The organism is Faecalicoccus sp., from assembly GCF_036552745.1.
In the GTDB taxonomy this organism is placed as follows: Bacteria; Bacillota_I; Bacilli_A; order Erysipelotrichales; family Erysipelotrichaceae; genus Faecalicoccus.
Genome location: NZ_JAXKBY010000215.1, coordinates 1 through 2,805 on the forward strand (window position 1 = coordinate 1; position 2,805 = coordinate 2,805).

Here is a 2,805-nt window from a genome sequence, read left to right on the forward strand (position 1 = left end):
CCCTTTGTGACAAAAGACATATGTTCTTTTGAGCTGCCAATTGATGTGTTTACACTCTATCAAAACTAAAAAACATCATTTTTAATTCTCTACATCAACTTTTTAGTTGAATTTAGCGTTTTAATATGGATTTGTATCTAACAAAAAAAAGAAGATCTTATCGACCTTCCTTGTGTATTATTAGTCAAAATAAAATAAATCTTCAAATTTTTGATCCAGCGCAATACAAAGGATCAATGCCAGCTTAGCTGTAGGATTAAACTGCCCGGTTTCAATCGAACTGATTGTATTGCGAGATACGCCAACCATCGAGGCTAAAGCTGCTTGCGATAATCCTTTTTTCTGCCGAATCTCTTTTAAATGATTTTTTAAGATCAATTCATTTTGCATAATTTACCATACCCCAATATATGCTACATACCATTCTTTACTGAGACTCAAATACGAATTTAATAAAAACCGCAAGAACCAGTAAAAGAGAAAATAAGAAACGGACTAAATATTTCTTCTTTCGAAAAAACTTATATTTTGAATAGAAATCTACAGTTACACCTGAAATAAAAATAAAACTCATCAAGATATTAAAAGGTATGGATTTGCCAAATAAAAATACATCACCTGAACCAATAAGCATCAAAGAAGCAGCCAGAAATGCAGTTACTGTAAAACCTCGATTCTCTGATATTTGAATCTGCATTTTCTCTCTTTCATCTCCATTTTGATTTTCCTTTCGACTACGTTCTAAGATTTCTTCTTTTTTCATATCATCACCTTCTTTGTCAAGTTCTCTTGTCACTTATAATATACTTTATACCAAGTTTACTTGTCAAAATTAATGGATAGAATGGTTAAAAAAGAGGATAAATATGACTATAAGTCTTTTTATAACACATAATCTGTTTGTTTTTCTTGACCCATGACAAAGTAATGTCTTCCTATTTGATAGAAGCCATGTTTTTGATAAAATCATAAAGCTTTGTCGTTTTTCTCCCATACGCCTAACCAAATATAACGCTTCTTTCTTTGTAAAGCAATTTGGATTGCATTTTCCATCAAATACGTACCAAAGCCTTGTCCTTGAAATTTTCTTCGTACATAGATTCTTTCAATTTCTAAGGAAACTTTATCGTGTATATCCGTCTGTGCCAATCAACTTTAAATATCCAGCTATTTCTTCTTTTTTCTTCAAAAACATAAATAAAGAATTTTTTCATCCTGTTCTTGTTCTAACTTATCTTTTACAAACGCAATTTCTAAATACGCTTGCATAGTTTCTACTGTATTCATCGATGCAAATGTATCATAATATGTTTCTATTGATATTTGACGCAGTGTATTTATCTCCTTTTTTGTAATGTAGGTTGCATGTTATTTCCTTCCTTTAAAGAAAAAACTGCCTTTTTAGAAAGTTTATTTCTATGAACGTATTTGTCCATCCCCTTTGATCTGGTATTTGTAGGATGTCATCTCTTTTAACCCCATCGGTCCACGAGCATGAATCTTTCCGGTGGAGATACCAATTTCTGCACCAAAACCAAATACTCCGCCATCGGTAAAACGGGTAGACACATTCCAATATACACAAGCCGAATCCACTTCATTTAAAAAACGAAGTGCATTTTCCTTAGACTCGGTAATGATACTTTCGGAATGTTTGGTGGAATAACGGTTAATATGTTGAATAGCCTGTTCAACATCCTTCACTACTTTTACCGACATCACATAATCCAAATATTCCATGCTCCAGTCTTCCTTAGTGGCATGCTCAATGCGCCCCGGTTGATTTTTTAAGATGTCATAGCTTATTTCATCGCATTTCAACAAAACCTCTTTTTCATTCAATTTTTTTTGTACCAGGGGCAAAACCTGGGCTGCTATATTTTTATGTACTAATAAAGATTCTGCGGCATTACACACACCGATTCGTTGGGTCTTGGCATTAAAGACAATATCCACTGCTTTTTGTATATCCGCCGTTTCATCAATGTAGATATGGCAATTTCCAGCCCCAGTTTCAATCACCGGTACCTTGGCGTTCTGCATAACACTTTGAATCAGTCGTTTAGAACCTCTTGGAATAATCACATCAACATAATCCGTCATCTGCATAAAGCGCTGGGTATCTTCATGCGAAGTCGATTCAATAAATTGAATAGCATTTATACAAACACCGGCTTGTTTCAGTCCTTCCTGTATGGCTTTTGTGATGGCAATATTGGAATGGATCGCATCGCTGCCCCCTTTTAAGATCACGGCATTGCCCGTTTTAAAACAAATGGAAAAGGCATCTAAAGTCACATTTGGTCTGGCTTCATAAATGATACCAATCACACCGATGGGTACACGCTTCTTTTCAATATGTAAGCCATTTTCCAAGTCATAGGCATCCAGTACTTCTCCAACGGGATCTTCCAGTTTGATTATATCCCATACCGCTTTTGCCATATCCGTAATTCTTTGTTCTGTAAGTTGCAGTCGATCCAACAAGCCGTCGCTTAATCTTTTTTTGCGCCCATTTTCCATATCAATACGATTTGCTTCTAAGATTGCACCCCTATTTTCCCATATAGAAGAACTGACCATCTGTAAAGCCTGATTTTTTTGTTCCGTTGATAAAGAGGCCAATTGATAACTGACTTGTTTCGCCTGAATCCCGATTTGTTCTAAATTCATACTTTCTCGTATTATCCATTTAGGAAGACCTGAATGGATTTTTTCTTTCTAGGCCGTTCCTGGTCAAGTATATCTTACGGCCATTTGATATACTTGCTTTGCACTGTGGATTTGTTTCTATACAATTACAGC

At 35.1% G+C, this 2,805-nt stretch carries 4 protein-coding genes; all 4 read right to left on the reverse strand.

What is annotated here, in order from left to right; all coding sequences use genetic code 11:
• Positions 1-180: 180 nt before the first annotated feature.
• Positions 181-390, reverse strand: a complete 210-nt coding sequence (locus U0M88_RS09870; RefSeq protein ID WP_022789645.1) for a helix-turn-helix transcriptional regulator — start codon at positions 388-390, stop codon at positions 181-183.
• A 37-nt stretch (positions 391-427) separates the two neighbouring features.
• Positions 428-763, reverse strand: coding sequence for a DUF6442 family protein (locus U0M88_RS09875; RefSeq protein WP_117446132.1), 336 nt, complete (start codon positions 761-763; stop codon positions 428-430).
• Between the two features lie 203 nt (positions 764-966).
• On the reverse strand, positions 967-1,149 hold the full coding sequence (locus U0M88_RS09880; RefSeq protein ID WP_206198215.1) for a GNAT family N-acetyltransferase: 183 nt from the start codon (positions 1,147-1,149) through the stop codon (positions 967-969).
• Between the two features lie 267 nt (positions 1,150-1,416).
• Entirely contained in the window at positions 1,417-2,673 is a 1,257-nt protein-coding gene (locus tag U0M88_RS09885; RefSeq protein WP_294687173.1) for a glutamate-5-semialdehyde dehydrogenase, read from the reverse strand.
• Positions 2,674-2,805: the final 132 nt, after the last annotated feature.